Here is a 273-nt window from a genome sequence, read left to right on the forward strand (position 1 = left end):
CTCTTGGGCTTGCCATAGGTGGCACCCTTTGGGACTGGGCGTTTCCTACCTCCCCTCTTGATACGGATCCTAAAAATGCAGAAACCTTGCTTGTTATTAAATCCCAATCTTCTTTCTTTGTCAGGTCTTGAGGGCTTCACGACACGGTGCATTTTGGTCATCTGTCGATATTGCCACACTCTGATACGCAGCAGATACCTCATGGCATCTGACTGCTTTTTTCTGTACAGTTCCTGAATGTACTTGTAAGCCCCCATTGTAAATGAAGGCTTG

1 protein-coding gene is annotated in these 273 nt (G+C 46.5%); it reads right to left on the reverse strand.

What is annotated here, in order from left to right:
• A partial coding sequence (locus SAY88_RS26185) for an eL15 family ribosomal protein (RefSeq protein WP_431308925.1) occupies window positions 1-257 on the reverse strand: 257 nt, incomplete at its 3' end.
• Window positions 258-273: the final 16 nt, after the last annotated feature.

The sequence above is a fragment of the Halalkalibacter flavus genome (genome assembly GCF_036663575.1).
Lineage (GTDB): Bacteria > Bacillota > Bacilli > Bacillales > Bacillaceae_D > Halalkalibacter > Halalkalibacter flavus.